Origin of the sequence: Streptomyces sp. HSG2, assembly GCF_016598575.1 — a bacterium.
Taxonomy (GTDB): domain Bacteria; phylum Actinomycetota; class Actinomycetes; order Streptomycetales; family Streptomycetaceae; genus Streptomyces.
Map to the genome: position 1 here is coordinate 1872056 of NZ_CP066801.1, position 18010 is coordinate 1890065.

The window sequence follows — 18010 nt, forward strand, 5'->3', positions numbered from 1 at the left end:
GTCGCGGGGCCGGGGCGGTGGGCTCCCGGTCGGCGCCACCCGCGCGGTCAGCGTCGGACGAGGACCGACAGGTCCTGCCGCGCGTCGGGGACCGCCACCGTCCCCCGGTCGTCGGCGAGGGGCTGGACGGTGAAAGCGGGCACGTCCTTCACCGGAACGCTCAGCGTCCTGGACGCGTGCACCGGCCCGCCCGAGACGGGTTCGACCGTCAACGCGTAGACCCCCTTCAACCCCTCGGGGACCGGGAAATCCACGTCCTGGGTGGTGCCTCCCTCGATCGTGTACTCGCGCGACAGCCCCTCGCCCCCCTCGGAACCCGCCGACGCCGTGATCCGGACCCGGGCGGTCTCCCCGGGAGCGGTGACGTACAGGGTGGTGCCCTCCTTCGGCTGGTCCGGCGAAGTGGCGCGCGTCACGATCGGGCCGGTGGCCGGCAGGAACGCCGTCTCCCGGTCCTCTCCCTCGCCGCGCGTCACCCGGAGGGCCGCGACCACCGGGACGTCGCCGCCCGTCGGCGTCAGGACCAGCGACCCCGCCTCGCCCCGGGTGATGTCTCCCAGGTCGACCGCGGTGGTCAGACCGGCCTTGACCCGCACCGTCTCGTGCCCGGCCGGGGTGATCGGACCGGTGGGGGAGGCCAGGCTGACGTCCAGGTCGGCGTCCACGTCGCCCGGTGTGAACATCACCAGGCGAACGGCGGTCGCGTCCTTCGGGATGCCGGGGAGGACGAGCCGGGCGGCAGGGTCCGCGGACGCGGTCAACCAGTCGCCGCCCGCCTCCGCGTCCAGGGCGAGCACCGCGGCGCCCACACGCCCGCTGCGCACGCCGACGTGCGCCGTGAGGTCCGTCTGACGCTCCTCGGCGAGCGTGCCGAGCAGAATCGGCCTCGTGGCCCGCGCGGGGACCGTGATGCCCTCGCCCAGCTCGGACTCCACCTCGCCGTCCTCGCCGTACAGGGTGATGTCCACCACCGCGGGCGTGTCGTCGGGGTTGGTGAGGTGTACGTAGTCGGTGCGGTCGGCCTCGGTGCCGACCCCCGGGAACCAGAACTCCGTGTCCGGGGCCCCGCAGGCGAGACCCGACAGCCCGCGCCCGAGGCCGGCGGCGATCTTCGTCGTCATCCCCACGCTCCACCCCGGGGCCACCTCGCCCTCCGCGGTGCCGAGAAGGGCGGGGGCGTCGTCGCCGGTGTGCTCCCCCGTCGTCGGGGTGCCCGGACCCGCGGGTTCCAGGACCGCCTCACCGGAGGCCTCCTCATCCCCCTCGCCCGCCTCCGCGTCCCGCGTGAGCGGGAGAAGCTCGGCCGCCCCCTCCCCCTCCGCACCCTCCGTGACCGGGGTGAACGACGTGTACGTCGTCTCCGCGACGTCCGAGGAGCCGGGCGACGGGCAGAGCACGACGCTGCGGTCGACCGGCAGGCGAGTGGCCGACGCTGCCGACGCGTCGTCGGCCGCGTCGCCGGGCGTGGTGATCGCCGCCGTGCCGGTGACGACGGCCAGCGCGGCGACGCAACCGAGGAAGGACAGGGTCGTACGTCTCACAGTCGGCTCCCGTCGGGACGCTCGTCGGTCGTGCCGTGCGGATGGCGGGGGTCGACCCCCGGCCCGCGGATCGGGTCGTACACGGCGGACGGATCATGGGCGTCGCCGCCGTAGGACGCGAGGTGGTCGGTCCCGTACGGCGCGCCGCCCGCGTCGTACCCACTGCCGGGCGTCGCGTCGTACGCGCCGTCGTGGCCCGGGTCGTACTCCCCGCCGAGCGCGGGGTCGTACGCGCCTCGGTAGGACGCCTCGTACCCGCCGCCGGGGGCGACGTCGTACCCGGCGTCGTACGAGGCGGGAGGCTCTTGCCGGTACGGCGGGAGCGAAGACGGGTCGGGCGCGACGCCCCCTTCGTGGTGGGCGCCGTACGACGACTCGTACGCGGCACGCGGCTCGTCTCCGACCGGGCCCACGCCGGGGTGGTCCACGGCGTACGCGACCCCGGGGCCGCCCTGCGCGGGGATCCCGAGGGGATCGGCCGGGAACGGGGCGGACGCCTCGGAACGGTCGTGGGCGCCGTACGACGACTCGTACGCGGCACGCGGCTCGTCTCCGACCGGGCCCACGCCGGGGTGGTCCACGGCGTACGCGACCCCGGGGCCGCCCTGCGCGGGGATCCCGAGGGGATCGGCCGGGAACGGGGCGGACGCCTCGGAACGGTCGTGGTCGGCGAGCGGGCCGCCGATGCCGTCCACCGCGTCCCCCGCCGGCTCCCGGGGCGCGTCCGCCCAGGTGCCGGGCGGGTGGGGGCCGCTCTCGCCCGCCGCGCCGGCGGCCTGGGCGCGCAGTCGCCGTGCCCGGCGGCCCTCCCCGGCGGCGGAGGGGGTCGAGGGCTCGTCGGGGAGGTCGTCGTCGACGTCGCGGCGCCGCCCGGGCAGCACGAGGACGACGAGAACGGCCGCGAGCAGGCCCTGGCACCACAGCCAGGCGGTGTGGGCGAGCGGGGCTTCGTGGGTGACGTCGAGTCTTCCCCCGCTGTCGGGCAGGGCGAACCCCTGGGCCCAGCCGTCGACCGTGGTACCGGTCAGCGGCTTCCCGTCGAGGGTGGCCGTCCATCCGGAGTCGGCGGTGTCGGCGAGGCGGAGGACGCGGCCTTCCGCGCCGGCGGGGATGTCCGTGTGGATCTCCACCGGTCCGGCCGCGACCGGCAGGGCGGTGCCCGAGCCCTCGGTGATCGTCGCGCGTGCGATCTCCCCCTCGACCCGCCACAAGGCGACGCCGTCCTGCCTGCTCAGCCTGGTCAGACCCACGGTGGAGTCCAAGACCCGGGCGATCTCGCGCGGGGCGCCGTCGTGCACGAGGACGTAGCGGACGGCGAAGTCGCCCAGTCGCGCGGCCTGGTCGGCCCCGGACCCCGCCACGAGAGAGGCGACGACGTGGTCGAGTCGGGTGTTCGACCCCGCCGCGGCGGCCGTCTCGGCATCGCCGAGACGGGCCCCGGAGCCGCGAACCAGGACGTAGCGCACGGCGGTGGCGGAGTCGCTGTCCAGGACGAGGGTGCGGGCCTGGTCGCGCGTGCGGCTCTCCTCGGCGACGAACGCGGGCACCTGCTCCGGGGCGCGACGCTCCAGCGGGTCGCCGGCGCCCCGGACCATCCACCCGGCTGCGGCGAGCAGCGGACCGGCGGCCGCGGCGAACGCGACGAGCGCGGCGAGCGGTTGGCGCCAGCCGAAGCTCCGCTCGGCCACCCGCGCCCGTGCCCCGTCCGCGCCGAGGACGGCGGCGGCCAGCAGGCCGACGCCGTACACCAGGGTCGCCGGCCCCGCCCAGGCCGAACCGTTGGCCAAGACCGCCAGGAGCAGACCGGCCAGGGCGGCGATCCAGGCGGTCCCGATGGCCGAGCGGCGGTCGGAGCGCAGGAGGGCGGCCAGCGCCGCCGCGACGACGCCGAACAAGAGGGGTCCGGAGAGTGTGCCGGGCCCCGAGGGATCGGCGCCCAGCAGGTCGTGGGCCGAGGCCGCGGAGGAGTCGTCGGCGAGCCCGGCCTCCCGGAGGAACCCGAACGGGAAGAGCGAGAACGACCACGGCGCCAGGAGGATCAGCGGGGTGGCGAGCTGGGCCAGTACCCGCGGCCCGTACGCGGTGAGCTCGCGCCCGCGCGACACCAGGACGACGACTCCGAGGACCAGCGCGACGGGCCACACGATCGGGGTGAAGGCGGTGGCGACGGTCAGCAGCAGGGCGTGGCCCCACGCGGCCCGCCAGCTTCCGCGCGCGCCGTCCGCGCGCGACAGCCCGGCGGCGGCCACGCCGGTGCGCGCGGCCCAGGGCAGGAGGACGGCGAGGACCGCGGTGCCGATACGACCGCCGGCGACCGCTCCCGTGACCGCGGGGAGGAAGGCGTAGGCGACGGCGGCCCACGCGCGGAGCAGTCGCGATGTCACGAGTGGGCGGGAGGCGAGGTAGGCCGACATCCCGGCCAGCGGCACGGAGCCCAGGAGCGACAGGGTCACCGCGAGATCGGGAGAGCCCAACGACAGGACCGCGGCCAGGGCGAGCAGGGCGAGGTAGGGCGGCGCGGCGGACGCGTCGCCCGTGCCGACCGGGTGCCAGGCGGCGCTGAAGCGGGCCCACAGCTCGCCGGGCGAGTCGGGGGCCGGAAGCAACGCGCCGCCCGACAACCCGCCCTCGCCGAACAGCGCGCGGGAGGCGGCGAGGGTGGAGAGCACCAGGACCAGGGCAAGCAGCGGCCCGGGAGCGCGTGCGACCCGCCGGAGCCTGGCGAACCGGCGGGCCTCGGGGGGCACGGCGTCGTCGGCGCCGAGCGTCGTCGCTCCGTGCCGTCCCGCCCCCGGGGTCGCCTCCCCGGACGACCGGCGCCCGAACCGGCCGGCCGTCTGCTCCAAGGCGGCGCGGAGGGTGGCGCCGGGCGGTGGGAAGAGGGACCGCAGCTCGCGCCGCGTCACCTGCGGGCGGCCTCGGTCACGCCGTCCGGCGAGGACACGTCCGGGGCGCAGCACCACGCTCAGCAGACCGCGCAGCTCGTCCAGGGCCTGGCCGGGGGCCTTGCCGAGGAGCGCTACGCCCGCGCGCAACAGGGTGCCGAGGACGAGCCGGAGGACGACCCAGGGCAGGGCGACGGTGGCGGTGTCGACCAGCAGGGTGCGGACGGCCCCCGCCTTGTCGACCCGACGGGGGGAGGCAACCGCGCGGCCGACGCAGTCGATCGCGCGCCGTTCACGGGAGGCGGCCTCCGCGTGCCGGACGACGGCCTCCGGCGCCACCAGCACCCGGTACCCGGCGGCCTGGGCGCGCCAGCACAGGTCGACGTCGTCGCGCATGAGGGGCAGGTGCCGGTCGAATCCGCCGAGGCGCTCGAAGACATCCCGACGGACGAGCATGCCGGCGGTGGACACGGCGAGGACCGGGCGCACGTGGTCGTGCTGGCCCTGGTCCTGTTCGCGACGGTCGAGTCCGGTCCAGCGGCGGCCGGAGGCGGCGATGGTGACGCCGACTTCGAGGAGTTGTCTCTCGTCGTACCAGCCGCGGAGCTTGGGACCGACGACGGCGACGTCGTCGCGGCCGAGCTCGGACTCCGACTCCACGACGCGCAGCAGCTCGGCCAGGGCGGCCGGGTCGGGCGCGCAGTCGTCGTGCAGCAGCCACAGCCACTGGACCGGTTCGCCGTGAGGCAGCTCCGGCAGTTCGTGGACGTCGTCGCGCCAGGTGCGCGTGACCGGGTCCCAGGCGTCGGGTCGTCTGAGGTAGGGGAGGTCGTCCGGGGTGAGGGCGGGGGCGGTGCGGGCCGCCTCCGCGACGGCCTGACCGAAGCCGGCGCGCCGGGCGAGGTGCACCACCCGGTCGTCGCCGAGGGCCTCGGCCAGGAGCCGGGCGCAGTCGTCGGAGCTGCCGGTGTCGGCGGCCGTGACCTGCTGGACGGGGCGCTCTTGGCCGAGGAGTCCGGCGAGCGCCTCCGGCAGCCAGCGGTCGCCGTCGTGCGAGACGAGGACCGCGGTGACGACGTGGCGCGGGAACTCCGGGGCGTGGGACGGGTCGAACGCGGCGGTGGCGGCGCCGGGGTGACGGGCCGCCGGGTGGCTGTGCACGGACATCGAGGTACGGGCCCCGGTTCGGTGGACTGCGGTGGACGCCCGGCCCACGGAGGGGACGTCGGGCGTCTCGGACGAGCGCCCACACTATCGGCTGGACCGGGCGGCCGATCGCCGCCTGTGGACAACTCCGGCCGGCCCCCGGGGCCCCGCGGACGCGGCCCCTCCGGACTCGCCGCGGAGACGCCGGTGTGCGATCCCACCGCTCGGCGTTCGATCGGGGCGGGGCTTTCCCGGAGCCGCTCCCGCCCCCCAAGGCGGCGCCCCCGGACTCGCCGGGGGTGCGGGCGACCTCACCGGCCCCGCACGGAACGCCGGTGAGGTCGCGTCAGACCGCCGCCTTCTTCAACCGACGACGCTCGCGCTCGGAGAGGCCTCCCCAGATACCGAAGCGCTCGTCGTTGGCGAGCGCGTACTCCAGGCACTCGGAGCGCACCTCGCAGGCGAGACAGACCTTCTTGGCCTCGCGCGTGGAGCCGCCCTTCTCCGGGAAGAACGACTCGGGATCGGTCTGGGCGCACAGCGCGCGCTCCTGCCAGCCGAGTTCCTCGTCCGCGTCGTCGACCAGCAGTTGCTGCACCAGCTCGGTCATGTGCGCCCCTCGTCTGTCTTCCGCGTCCCCGTGATCAGCCGTCACCGAATCCGGCCAAACGACACGAGTGAAATTACAAGTGTGCTGCTCCGGGCGAGTCAAGCCGAGATCTGCTAATGAGTCCCTTATTCACCCTGCGGAACCAAGGCCCCACAGAAAGTGTGGATATCGCCAAAAAATGCGACATATCCACGGCGCACCGATGCTCTCTCGCCGGCCTCCTCCGCGGGACAGGACGCGCGCGTGACCGATCCCGTTCCGAGACGACCCCTTTCGCGAGCTTGATCACTTCCCGATCGCGGCGTCGCCTCGGGGGTCGCCGACCCGGCCTGTGCCGCATGTGTCCCCTGGACCGCCGGCGCAAACCCCGGACACCCCGAACGGACCGGAAGAGGTGAACCCTGTCCCACGGAGCGAGCATCGTATTGACAGCGCCGGGCATGAGCCGCTGTCCTTGACGGCATGCTCGCGAACCCGGTGCTCGCCCCGACCCGCCCGTCCGGGTCTCTCGGTGCCGTCCTCTCGCGCTGTCGCTGTCGTCGCTGTCGCTGCTGTTGAGCCGCCCGCGCTCCCGCCGACCGGCCCCGCCCACCTCCTGACCCAGCCCCGCCCGCGTGGGCGTACGCGTACGCCCACGCCCGGTGCGCAAGGTCCGGGCCGACGACCCTCGCCCGCACTCCCTCCCGCCGAGGAGCCACCACCCCGTGAACAGCGACAGCGACCTGCAGATCGCCGGCGACATCCTCCAGGTCCCACACCTGCTGCGAACCCCCCGCCGACACCCTTCCACCGTGGCCGACTTCCTCGGGCTCGCCCGATCTCTCGCCGCCGAGCCCGAACGGTGGCGCCCACTGGTCCGCTACGACCCCACCACCCGCTGGTACCACCGGCTGCGCTCGGGACCCGGCTACGAGGTGTGGTTGCTGTCCTGGCTTCCCGGCCAGGGCACCGGGCTGCACGACCACGGCGGTTCGTCGGGGCTCCTCACCGTCCTGGAGGGCTCCCTGACCGAGCGCTCCCCGAGCGGGACCCGGACCCTGCGGCCGGGGCCACACCGGGTGTTCGCCCCCGGCTACACGCACGAGGTGGTCAACGACGCCTGGGAGCCGGCGGTCAGTCTCCACGTCTATCACCCCGGCCTGACGCGGATGACGGCCCACACCGACCGCGACTCCGCGGCGATCGCGGACCCGGCGGCAAAGGCACTGCCCGCGATCTGACCCGATCCGCCTCGCCGACCGCACTCGGGCGTGCGGCACCGGGACCGGCGGGCGCGGCGGGCCGCGACCGCGTGGCCCGGGCCGCCGGCGCCGATGCCCACGACCGCCCGCGTCGACGTCCACCGGGCCTGCCACACTGTCGCCATGCGCATTGTGGTTCTGGCGGGCGGCATCGGTGGAGCCCGCTTCCTGAGGGGCCTTCGACGGGCCGTGCCCGACGCGGACATCACCGTCGTCGGCAACACCGGCGACGACATCCACCTCTTCGGCCTGAAGGTCTGCCCGGATCTCGACACCGTGATGTACACCCTCGGTGGCGGCATCGACGAAGAGCGGGGCTGGGGGCGGGCCGACGAGTCCTTCCGCGTCAAGGAGGAGCTCGCCGCCTACGGGGTGGGGCCCGAGTGGTTCGGCCTGGGTGACCGGGACTTCGCGACGCACATCGTGCGGACACAGATGTTGGATGCCGGGTTCCCGCTGAGTGCCGTCACCGAGGCGCTGTGCGACCGCTGGCGCCCGGGCGTGCGGCTGATCCCGATGACGGACGACCGGGTCGAGACCCACGTCGCGGTCGAGTCGGACGGCGAGCGCAAGGCGATCCACTTCCAGGAGTACTGGGTGCGGCTCCGGGCCTCGGTGACCGCGGAGGCGATCGTGCCGGTCGGCGCCGAACACGCGAAACCGGCGCCGGGCGTCCTGGAGGCGGTGGCCGAGGCGGACGTCGTCCTCCTCCCGCCGTCGAACCCGGTGGTGTCGATCGGCACGATTCTCGCCGTGCCCGGCGTCCGCGAGGCGGTGGCGGGCGCGGACGCTCCGGTGATCGGCCTCTCCCCCATCGTGGGGGGCGCCCCGGTGCGAGGGATGGCGGACAAGGTGCTGGCCGCCGTGGGAGTGGAGGCGACGGCCGCGGCGGTCGCCGAGCACTACGGCGCGGACCTCTTGGACGGCTGGCTGGTCGACGCCGTCGACGCGGACCACGTGGACCGGGTGGAGGCGGCGGGCATCCCCTGTCGCGCGGTGCCGCTGATGATGACGGACGTCGAGGCGACAGCGGCGATGGCCCGTGAGGCCCTGGCCCTGGCACGGGAGGTACGGCCGGCGTGAGCGAGGAGGGATACCGGGTCTGGGCGGTGCCCGGCCTGCCCGAAATACTGCCCGGCGACGACCTGGCGAAGATGATCGCGACCGCCGAACCGACCCTCGTCGACGGGGACGTGCTGGTGGTCACCTCCAAGGTGGTGTCCAAGGCCGAGGGGCGGTCCGTGCCGGCCACCGATCGGGAGGCGGCGATCGACGCCGAGACCGTGCGGGTGGTGGCCCGGCGCGGCCGGCTCCGCGTCGTGGAGAACCGACAGGGCCTGGTGATGGCGGCGGCCGGGGTGGACGCCTCCAACACCCCGACCGGCACGGTCCTTCTGCTCCCCGAGGACCCGGACGCCTCCGCCCGCCGCCTGCGCGACGGGGTTCGCGCGGCCCTCGGCGTCACGGTGGGCGTGATCGTCACCGACACCTCCGGGCGTCCCTGGCGGGCCGGACTGACCGACATGGCGATCGGCGCGGCGGGGGTCCGGGTCCTGGACGACCTGCGCGGCGCCTCTGACGGGCACGGAAATCCCCTGGGTGCCACCGTCGTCGCCACGGCGGACGAACTCGCGGCGGCCGGCGACCTGGTCAAGGGGAAGCTCGCCGGACTCCCGGTCGCGGTGGTCCGCGGGCTCGACCACCTCGTCGACGCCGAGGACGGAACGGGTGCCCGGGCCCTGGTCCGCGACGCGCGCGACGACATGTTCCGACTGGGCACCTCCGAGGCCGTCCGGGAGGCGCTGACCCTGCGCCGCACAGTGCGGCGGTTCTCCGACGAGCCCGTCGACGGCGAGGCGGTGCGCCGCGCGGTGGCGTCGGCCGTCACGGCACCGGCGCCGCACCACACCACGCCGTGGCGATTCGTGCTCCTGGAGTCCCCCGCCTCCCGCACCCGACTGGTCGACGCGATGCGGGAGGCATGGATCGTGGACCTCAGGCGCGACGGCAAGAGCGAGGAGTCGATCACGCGTCGCGTCCGACGGGGAGACGTGCTGCGCGACGCGCCCTACCTCGTCGTCCCCTGCCTCGTGACGGACGGCGCGCACCACTACGGCGACGCACGACGCGACGCCGCGGAGCGGGAGATGTTCGTGGTGGCGGCGGGGGCCGGTGTGCAGAACCTCCTCGTCGCGCTGGCCGGGGAGCGTCTCGGCTCGGCGTGGGTGTCCTCGACGATGTTCTGTCGGGACGTGGTGCGCGAGGTGCTCGGGCTGCCCGCCGACTGGGACCCGATGGGGGCGGTGGCGGTGGGACATCCCGCCGAGGAGCCCCGGCCCCGGGCACGGCGGGACCCTGAGGCCTTCATCGAGGTCCGCTGAGGGCCCGCCGGCTCGGCGCGACGGCCCGCGACCGCCGCCGCCCGGCGTCCGACGCCTCCCGGCCGGCGCGAAGGGCGCGCCGGCACGGGACGACCGCGACGTCGCCTAGGCTCGTGAACCGTGGCAGGACGTCTCACCCCCCGACAGGCCGGGCCCCCCTCGCGGGTTGCCGGACCCGTCGGTCCGCCCCGGCGCGCCGCCCCGGGGCGGGTGCGCGCCTGGGTGCCCGACGGGCCGCTCGACCTGGCTCTCGTCCTGGGGCCTCTGCGTCGCGGGCCCGGTGATCCGACCTACCGCGCCCTCCCGGACGGCTCGGTCTGGCGATGCGGTCTGACCCCCTCGGGCCCCGGCACGCTCCGCGTGCGAGCGCTCGGCGGCGAGGTGCGGGGCGAGGCCTGGGGGCCGGGGGCGGAGTGGCTGCTGGAGGGGTTGCCCTCGCTGCTGGGCGCCGACGACGACCCGACCCGTTTCACGCCCAGGCACCGACTGGTGGCGATGACCCGGCACCGGCGTCCGGGGCTGCGGCTCACGCGGACCGGCCTGGTGTTGGAGTCGTTGATCCCGTCGGTGCTGGAGCAGAAGGTGACGACGGTCGAGGCGTACCGGGCCTGGCGGCTGCTGGTGACCCGGTTCGGGCTGCCGGCTCCGGGGCCGGCGCCCGCCGGGATGCGGGTGATGCCGGAGCCGCGTACGTGGGCGCGGATCCCCTCCTGGGAGTGGCATGGCGCGGGGGTCGACGACAAGCGGGCCTCCACCGTGCTCCGGGCCGTCCGGGTGGCCGGACGGCTGGAGGAGGCCGCGCGCATGGACCCGGTCGCGGCGCGGGAGCGGCTGGAGCGGGTGGCGGGCATCGGGCCGTGGACCTCCGCGGAGGTCGTCCAACGGAGCCATGGGGCGGCGGACGAGGTCACGGTCGGCGATCTGCACCTTCCGGGCATCGTGGGCTGGGCCCTCGCCGGCGACCGGGATGCCGACGACGACGAGATGCTCCGGCTGTTGGAGCCTTACACGGGCCAACGGCATCGCGCCGCCCGATTGGTCCTGTTGAGCGGGCGGGTGCCGCCGCGTCGGGCGCCCAGGGCGGCGCCCCGGGACTTCCGGCGTCTCTGAGCGTGACCTCGGGGGCCCGACCGCCGGAGCGCGGGTGGGTCGCCCCGCGTAGGCTTGCCCGGGTGAACGACCGTCACCGAACCCCCGCCGACCTGTTGGCCTCCGCGTTCGCGGCGGACCCGGGCAGGCCCCTCGTGACCTTCTACGACGACGCCACCGGCGAACGCGTCGAGTTGTCCGTGGCCACCTTCGCCAACTGGGTGGCCAAGACGGCGAATCTGCTCCAGGACGAACTGTCCGCCGAGCCGGGCGACCGGGTGGCACTGCTGCTGCCGGCGCACTGGCAGACGGCGGTGTGGTTGCTGGCCTGTGCCTCGGTCGGGGTCGTCGCCGACGTGGCCGGCGAACCGGCCGCGGCCCAGGTCGCGGTCAGCGGTCCCGAACCGGAGTCGCTGGAGGCGGCCCGGTCCTGCTCCGGGCCCCGCGTCGCCCTGGCGCTTCGCCCGCTAGGCGGGCGGTTTCCCCGGGTTCCGGACGGCTTCGCGGACTACGCGGTGGAGGTGCCGGGGCAGGGAGACCGGTTCGCGCCGTACGCCCCGGTGGACCCCGACGCCCCCGCGCTCATCGTGGCCGGGCGGGAGTTCAGCGGGGCCGAGGTGGTCGAACGGGCGGGGGCGGAGGCCCCCGCACTGGGGTTGACGGGACCAGGCGCCCGGATCCTGTCGTCGCTGCCGTACGACACCTGGGAGGGGTTGCACGCCGGCCTGTACGGTCCGCTCGCGACCGGCGGCTCCGTCGTGCTCTGCCGGAACCTCGACCGGCTGCCGGCCGAGGACCTGGACCGGCGCATCGAGGCCGAGCGGGTCACCGTCACCGCGCGTTGAGGAGCGCCCGTCCACGAGGCGGCGGCGCCCGTGTGGCTCGCCCTTTCGTGGGCCGGGCGCCACCGGGACTCGCCCGGCCGGGCCCCTGCGTCGGCCAGGCCGACGGACACCCGCCGCCGTCACCTGTTCGGCTCACTCCGGACTCCGCCGGGCACCGATCCGGGGCATCGTCGGAGGTGGCGTCGACGTGGGAGCGCGACGCCGCCTGCGGGTGCGCGGCACGTTCGGAACGGCGTGAGGGTGGTGCCAGATGGGCGACGGGTCGGAGGCACCGCGGGACGGGGATCTTCCACCGGGGTCGAGGCCCGGGGCGTCCGCCACGGGGTCCGGGCTGCGGCGCCGGCGGCGGCGCCGGCGGCTCGGCTGGGCGGGGCTGGCGGTCTCCGGAGTGCTGGTCGGCGCGGCGGGGGCCGGCTTCGCCGCGTACGCCAAGCTGGAGGGGAACATCACCCCCGACGAGGCCGCGGCGGCGGAGTTGGAGCGGTACGAGGCGGAGCGCCCTCGCTCGCCGGTCGAAGGGGCTCGCAACATCCTCCTGATCGGTTCCGACTCGCGCTCGGGCGCGGACAACGCCGACTACGGCCGGGATCCGGGTACGGAGCGTTCTGACACGGTGATCCTGCTCCATCTGTCGGCGGGGCGGGAGGACGCCACCGCCGTATCCCTCCCTCGCGACCTGATGGTGCGAATACCGGATTGTCGAAGTCCGGACGGCTCCCGGACCGGTCCGGTCTTCGCCCAGCTCAACTTCGCGTTCGAAACGGGTGGATCGGCGTGCACGATCCGGACCGTGGAGAAGCTCACCCGTATTCGCGTCGACCACCACGTGGTCGTCGACTTCCAAGGCTTCAAGCGCATGGTCGACGCGGTGGACGGCGTGGAGATCTGCCTTCCGGAACCGATTCACGACCAGGCGGCGAGAATCACGCTGCCCGCCGGGCGCGTCGTTCTCGATGGCGAACAGGCGTTGGGATACGTCCGGGCCCGGAAGTCGCTGGGCGACGGAAGCGACACGGAGCGGATGGCCCGACAGCAGGAGTTCCTCGGCGCGCTCGCCGGCAAAGTCCTGGGCAATGGCGTCCTGCTGAATCCGGCGAAACTGTATCCGGTGCTGGACGCCGCCACCTCGTCGCTCACCACCGATCCCGAGCTGGCCAGCCTCCGCGGTTTGTACGACCTGGTGCGCGGCCTGCGCGATATCCCCTCCGAAAGTGTGCGATTCATGACCGTTCCCCGCGAGTCCTACCCGGAGGACGCCAACCGCGACCAACTCGCACAACCGGCGGCCCGTGAACTCTTCGACCGACTGAGGAAGGACGAGCCCGTCACGGTCGAGAACCGGGAGGGCGAGGACACGCCCGACGGATACGCTCCGTACGGGTCCGACGACACGGCGCCGCCGGAAAAGGGTGACTCGCTCGCGCGCGCGAGCGAATCCCCCGCACCCACCTACACCGGTAACACGGCCGCCGAGGACTCCTGCTCGTAAAGGCCGTTCCCAGGGGACGCACAGGACGCGGCACATCTCCTCACGATTGAGTGAATTGCCCGGGTTTTCGGAACGTGGAATGTGTCACCGCCGTCGCCGGATACCGGGGGAGGCCGTTAGTGTGAGCGATCCGTGCACCCGACCCCGACAGCGTCATGGCGTGGGTCGCGCACCGAGCGACAGACCGAGCGCCTCACGGGGGAAGGCGCCGCGCCCCGACGGAGGATCGGACGACCGTGGACGCGCAAGGCCGTGGGCGGGGAGACAGCATCGATCCCGCAGACCAGTGGGTACGCAACCCGCACACCGGCGAATACGAACTGCGACTGCCCACTTCCGCTCCGCAGCCTTCGGTGCCCGGGCCGCGCAGGGGGGCGCCCGGCGGTCCGGGCATGCCCCCCCATCGGGCCCCGAACCCGCGCGACGACCTGCCAGGAGACCGGTCGCCCGGGCGGCGCGGCCGACGGCCGGTGAAGGCGACCTCGCGGGCGAAGAAGATACTCGGGTGGACCGGCGGCACCCTGGCCTTCGTCGTGCTCGGCACCGCCGCCGGCGCCTACCTGTACCTGGACCACCTGAACGACAACATCACGGCCGTGTCCGACGACGGGGCGAGCACCGGCGGCTTCCGCAAGGGCGAGGCCATCAACATCCTGCTGATCGGGACGGACAAGCGCACCGGCGAGGGCAACGAGGGATACGGCGACGCCGACAGCGTCGGCCACGCCGACACCACGATCCTGCTGCATGTCAGCCAGGACCGTTCGAACGCCACGGCCCTCAGCATCCCCCGCGACCTGATCGTCGACGTCCCCGACTGCCCGACGGCGCGGGAGGACGGGACGACGGAGGTCATCCCGGGGGCGACGGGGGTGCGCTTCAACACCAGTCTGGGCCAGGACGGCCGCACGCCCAGCTGCACCCTGCGCACCGTGACCGAGTTGACCGGGGTCCAACCGGACAACTTCATGGTGGCCGACTTCAACGCGGTGAAGACCCTGACGACGGCGGTCGGCGGCGTCGAGGTCTGCCTGGACAAGGACATCGACGACGAGAAGTCCCAGCTGAACCTGCCGGCCGGGGAACACCTCATCGAGGGCGACGAAGCTCTTGCCTTCGTCCGCACCAGAGGTTCCGTCGGCCTCGGCAGCGACCTGAGCCGGATCGAGATCCAACAGCAGTTCCTCAGCTCGCTGATGCGCAAGCTGAAGTCCGAGGACACCCTGACCGACCCGTCGAAGATGCTGAGCCTCGCGGAGGCGGGCACGGAGGCCCTCACCGTCGACACCCAGCTCGACAGCATCGGGAAACTCGCCGATCTCGGGCTGGAGCTGGGCCGGCTCGACACCGGGAACCTGACGTTCGCGACCGTGCCGGTGGTCGACAACCCCGCCGAGACGGTGAAGGCCACGGTCGTCCTCGACGAGTCGAAGGCCGGTCAGGTCTTCGAGATGATCCGGAACGACGTGTCGTTCACCGAGGTCGAGGAGGCCGAGAAGCAGGAGAAGGCGGAGGAGGCCGCCGCCGTGGCCGCCCGCCTGGAGGGGCCCAGGGCCGAGCCGGCCGAGATCCGGGTCCGCGTCCTGAACGGCGGGGCGCCCAGCGGCAGCGCGCAGCAGGAGCTGACCTGGTTGCAGACCGAGGGCGGCGTCCTCAAGTCGGAGAACGGCGGCAACGCGGGCACCACTCTCGCCAAGACCACCCTGGAGTACGCCTCCGACCAGGCCGACCAGGCCCGCGCCCTCGCCGATCTGCTCGGCCTCTCCGCCTCGGCGCTGAAGCCCGGCGAGAGCGCCCCCAACTCGCAGGGGCTGCCCACGATGACCCTGACCCTCGGCGAGGACTTCCTCGGCGCCGGCGTGAAGCTGGATTCCGCTTCGACGAAGGCCCCCGCCGAGGTGGAGACCTCCACTGCGGACGAGGTCGTGTGCGCGAGTTGACGCGCGGCGGAGCACAGGACACCACGAGGGCCGGCCAGGGCACGCCCGAGGCCCACGAGCGGGCCGTCCGTCCCACGGCGAGCAGCGCCCGCGTCCCGCAGCCGGTCGCCAAACCGCCCCCGGCGGGCGGCCCGGCCGAAGCCGGGCCCTCCGACCACGGCCCCGCCCTCCGCGACGACCAGTCGATCGCACTCGGCACTCCACACCCCACCGCCCCCGAGGGAGCGCGGCCCGGGCGACGCCGGCGCCGGGTCCTTCGCTGGACCGCCGTCACACTCGCCGTGCTGATACTCGGAACCGCCGGCACGGGATACCTGTACTACCGGCACCTGAACGGCAACATCCAAAAGCGGGCACTCGACCTCGGCGACGTCGTGGTCGCCGAGCCGACGCCCAACGCCGCGGGCCAGACGCCGCTGAACATCCTCGTCATCGGCTCCGACGCCCGGGACACCGAGGAGAACCGGGAACTCGGCGGCGCCCGCGAGACCTTCGGATCGGCCCCGCTGGCCGACGTGCAGATGCTGGTGCACCTCTCCGCCGACCGCACCAACATGTCCGTCGTCAGCATGCCCCGCGACACCCTCGTCCACATACCCCGGTGCACCGACCCCGAGGACGGGACGGTGTACCCGGCCGGCGACAGCAGGACGATGGCCAACCAGAGCCTCGGACACGGCGGACCCGGCTGCACCGTGGCCACCTGGCAGCGACTGACCGGCATCCGCGTCGATCACTTCGTCATGGTCGACTTCGCGGGGGTGGTGTCCATGGCGGACGCCGTCGGCGGCGTCCCGGTCTGCGTGGACGCCCCGATCCTGTCCCGGGACGCGCGCGGCCACGGCTCGGGGCTCAAGCTCGACGAGGGCACCCACGACATCCAGGGCGAACAGGCCCTGCAATGGCTGCGCACCCGCTACGGCTTCGAGGACGGCAGCGACCTCGCCCGCGCCAAGGCGCAGCACATGTACATGAGCGCGATGATCCGGCGACTGCGCGAGAACGCCACCCTGAGCAACCCCGACAAGCTCCGTCGCCTGGCGGAGGAGGCGACGCGGGCACTCACCGTCGATCCCGACCTGGGAAGCGTGAAGAAGCTGTACGACCTCAGTACCGAACTGCGCCGGGTCGAACCCGAGCGCATCACCATGACCACGATGCCCAACCGCTACGTCGGCCACCGGGTCGAACCGACCGAGGAGGCCGAGCAGTTGTTCCGGCTGATACGCGAGGACGTCCCGCTGGACGGCGCGGGTCGGGAGACGGCGCCGCCCGCGTCCCCGGCCTCGGCACCCGAGACGGACGCCGAGGCCCCGTCGACGGCACCGGACCCGGACGACGCCGAACGATCCGCCGCCGACGAGGACATCGCCGTCCTGGTGCGCGACGGCACCGGCACCGCCGACCCGGGGGCGGGGGACGGGCGCGCCGACGCGATCACGAAGGCCCTGGCCGACCGAGGATTCCGCCGCGCGGTCGCCGACCCGACGGGAGCCGAGGAGGAACCGTGGACGGTCGTCCACCATCCGAGCGCCGAAGAGCGGGCGGACGCGCTGCGAGTCGCCGAAGTCCTGGGGATTCCGTCGAACGCGGTCCGTTCCTCACCGGAGGTCTCCGGCATCACCCTCACCGTAGGCGCGGACTGGCGGGAGGACACGGTCTACCCGAAGGCCGAGGGGGGCGGCGCCGCTCCCGACTCCGTCGAGGCGCTGAACGGGGCCGACACGGACGCCTGCATGCGCGTGGACCCGGCCTTCAGTTGGTCCTGACGGTCCCGAGGGGCCCGTGTGGCGGGTCGTCTCAGGAGGCGCCCGCGGCGTCGGACGCCGGCGCCGGTCGCCGGCCGGCGACGACCTTTCGTGCCAGGGACCGGGGGCTCGTCAGGAACCCCCAGCCCCAGGACAGGTGCATCGTCGCCAGCGCCACCGGGATCCGGATCCGGGCACGCGGGGGCAGCCCCCGACCCGCGGGCACGGCGCCCGCGAGGATCGCGGCCAGATATCCTCCCGGCACCACGAACCCCCAAGGCGTGACCGCGATCCCCACCACCGCGCCGGCGACGATCGCGCACAGCGCGACCGGCGGCGCCAGATAGCGCAAGTTGACGGAGCCCCGGTGGTAGCGGGCGACGACGTGCCGCCAGCGACCGTAGTCCCGGTACTGACGGGCCAGCGCGCGGACGCTCGGCCTCGGCCGGTACGACACCCGCAGCTCCGGCGAGAACCAGATCAGCCCACCGGCCTCGCGGATGCGGAAATTCAGCTCCCAGTCCTGGGCCCGGACGAACTCCTCGTTGTACCCGCCCTGACGCTCCAACGCCTCCCGGCGGAACACCCCGAGGTAGACGGTCTCGGCGGGCCCCGCGTGGCCACCCGTGTGGAACGCGGCGTTTCCGACGCCGATCCTCGACGTCATCGCCGCTGCGACCGCGTGTTCCCAGTCGTTCTCGCCCTCGGCGCGCATGACACCACCGACGTTGTGTGCGCCGGTCTCCTCCAGCAGCCTGACGGCGGTCGCGATGTAGTCCGGCGACAGTATGCCGTGACCGTCCACGCGCACGACGACGGGGTGGCGGGACGCCCGGATGGCGGCGTTCAGCGCGGCGGGCGTGCGTCCCGACGGGTTGGGCACGGTGCGCACCCGCGGGTCGCCCGCCACCAGCTCGGCGGCGATCTCGTCCGTCCGGTCGGTGGACGGGCCGAGAGCGATCACGACCTCCATCTCGCCGGCGTACTCCTGGGCGAGGATGGCGCGGACCGCGCCACGCAGGTGCCGCTCCTCGTTCAGGACGGGCATGATCACGGAAACGGCGGGGTGCCGCGCGTCGGACTTGGCGTTCATCG

General features: G+C 74.2%; 12 protein-coding genes. 8 read left to right on the plus strand and 4 right to left on the minus strand.

Going from position 1 to position 18010, the window contains the following annotated elements; genetic code table 11:
* Positions 1–47: 47 nt before the first annotated feature.
* The 3 genes from JEK78_RS07630 to JEK78_RS07640 all read right to left on the minus strand — a co-directional run bounded on the left by JEK78_RS07630 (position 48) and on the right by JEK78_RS07640 (position 6182).
* Positions 48–1541: a DUF5719 family protein gene (locus tag JEK78_RS07630; RefSeq protein ID WP_200263346.1), complete on the minus strand. Its 1494-nt coding sequence runs from the start codon at positions 1539–1541 to the stop codon at positions 48–50.
* Positions 1538–5593, minus strand: a complete 4056-nt coding sequence (locus JEK78_RS07635) for a glycosyltransferase family 2 protein (RefSeq protein ID WP_242483296.1) — start codon at positions 5591–5593, stop codon at positions 1538–1540. Before JEK78_RS07635 ends, JEK78_RS07630 begins: the two co-directional genes overlap by 4 nt.
* A 325-nt stretch (positions 5594–5918) precedes the next feature.
* Positions 5919–6182, minus strand: a complete 264-nt coding sequence (locus tag JEK78_RS07640) for a WhiB family transcriptional regulator (RefSeq protein ID WP_003975777.1) — start codon at positions 6180–6182, stop codon at positions 5919–5921.
* Positions 6183–6886: 704 nt separating this feature from the next.
* Between JEK78_RS07640 and JEK78_RS07645 the strand changes: the two genes are divergently transcribed.
* The 8 genes from JEK78_RS07645 to JEK78_RS23245 all read left to right on the plus strand — a co-directional run bounded on the left by JEK78_RS07645 (position 6887) and on the right by JEK78_RS23245 (position 16936).
* Positions 6887–7402 (plus strand): cysteine dioxygenase family protein, encoded by a 516-nt coding sequence (locus JEK78_RS07645; protein ID WP_200263347.1) that lies wholly within the window; start codon positions 6887–6889, stop codon positions 7400–7402.
* A 144-nt stretch (positions 7403–7546) separates the two neighbouring features.
* On the plus strand, positions 7547–8506 hold the full coding sequence (gene cofD / locus JEK78_RS07650; RefSeq protein WP_200263348.1) for a 2-phospho-L-lactate transferase: 960 nt from the start codon (positions 7547–7549) through the stop codon (positions 8504–8506).
* A complete protein-coding gene (locus JEK78_RS07655) occupies positions 8503–9804 on the plus strand; it encodes a coenzyme F420-0:L-glutamate ligase (protein ID WP_200263349.1) in 1302 nt (433 codons plus the stop codon). The genes cofD and JEK78_RS07655 overlap by 4 nt, the downstream gene beginning before the upstream one ends.
* A 210-nt stretch (positions 9805–10014) precedes the next feature.
* Positions 10015–10914, plus strand: coding sequence for a DNA-3-methyladenine glycosylase 2 family protein (locus JEK78_RS07660; RefSeq protein ID WP_242483377.1), 900 nt, complete (start codon positions 10015–10017; stop codon positions 10912–10914).
* 62 nt (positions 10915–10976) lie between these two features.
* The gene (locus JEK78_RS07665; RefSeq protein ID WP_200263351.1) at positions 10977–11738 is read left to right on the plus strand and encodes a TIGR03089 family protein; all 762 of its coding nucleotides are present in this window, start codon (positions 10977–10979) and stop codon (positions 11736–11738) included.
* 250 nt (positions 11739–11988) lie between these two features.
* Entirely contained in the window at positions 11989–13227 is a 1239-nt protein-coding gene (locus JEK78_RS07670) for an LCP family protein (RefSeq protein ID WP_200263352.1), read from the plus strand.
* A 236-nt stretch (positions 13228–13463) separates the two neighbouring features.
* Positions 13464–15167 carry an LCP family protein gene (locus JEK78_RS23240; RefSeq protein WP_242483297.1) on the plus strand — a complete coding sequence of 568 codons (1704 nt, stop codon included), beginning with the start codon at positions 13464–13466 and terminating at the stop codon, positions 15165–15167.
* The gene (locus JEK78_RS23245) at positions 15155–16936 is read left to right on the plus strand and encodes an LCP family protein (RefSeq protein ID WP_242483298.1); all 1782 of its coding nucleotides are present in this window, start codon (positions 15155–15157) and stop codon (positions 16934–16936) included. Before JEK78_RS23240 ends, JEK78_RS23245 begins: the two co-directional genes overlap by 13 nt.
* A 31-nt stretch (positions 16937–16967) precedes the next feature.
* Here JEK78_RS23245 and JEK78_RS07680 read toward each other — a convergent pair whose 3' ends face one another.
* On the minus strand, positions 16968–18008 hold the full coding sequence (locus JEK78_RS07680) for a glycosyltransferase family 2 protein (protein WP_200263353.1): 1041 nt from the start codon (positions 18006–18008) through the stop codon (positions 16968–16970).
* Positions 18009–18010 lie beyond the last annotated feature (2 nt).

What these genes read in the sequence shown, in the direction of transcription:
- JEK78_RS07670 (WP_200263352.1), top strand. Translation starts at nt 11,989, where the DNA reads ATGGGCGACGGGTCGGAGGCACCGCGGGACGGGGATCTTCCACCGGGG.
- JEK78_RS07640 (WP_003975777.1), bottom strand. Translation starts at nt 6,182, where the DNA reads ATGACCGAGCTGGTGCAGCAACTGCTGGTCGACGACGCGGACGAGGAA.
- JEK78_RS07680 (WP_200263353.1), bottom strand. Translation starts at nt 18,008, where the DNA reads ATGAACGCCAAGTCCGACGCGCGGCACCCCGCCGTTTCCGTGATCATG.
- JEK78_RS07635 (WP_242483296.1), bottom strand. Translation starts at nt 5,593, where the DNA reads ATGTCCGTGCACAGCCACCCGGCGGCCCGTCACCCCGGCGCCGCCACC.
- cofD (WP_200263348.1), top strand. Translation starts at nt 7,547, where the DNA reads ATGCGCATTGTGGTTCTGGCGGGCGGCATCGGTGGAGCCCGCTTCCTG.